The following is a 285-nucleotide window of genomic DNA, read 5'->3' on the forward strand; positions in this document are numbered from 1 at the left end:
CAACCACGGAGTAACTGGTGGAACCGGAATCAAACCAAACGTCCAACGTATCCGGAACTTTCTCGTATTGATCGGCATCTTCGCCGAGGATCTCTTTCGGGTCGAGATCCCACCACGCCTGGATACCGTCAACTTCGACGCGTTTCGCCACCTCTTCCATCGCCGCCAGAGTACGCTCAATCGGCAGCAGCTCCTGCGTTTCTTTATGCACGAACAGCGACATCGGTACGCCCCAGGTACGCTGACGTGAGATACACCAGTCAGGACGATTAGCGACCATTGATT

General features: G+C 54.7%; 1 protein-coding gene. It reads right to left on the reverse strand.

Annotated features, from left to right (window positions below):
* Positions 1 to 223, reverse strand: a 223-nt coding sequence (locus J4G32_RS21220; protein WP_246505457.1) for a class I tRNA ligase family protein, incomplete at its 3' end; no start/stop codon positions are given.
* Between the last annotated feature and the right edge of the window lie 62 nt (positions 224 to 285).

The organism is Microvirga antarctica, assembly GCF_017921815.1.
Lineage (GTDB): Bacteria > Pseudomonadota > Alphaproteobacteria > Rhizobiales > Beijerinckiaceae > Microvirga > Microvirga antarctica.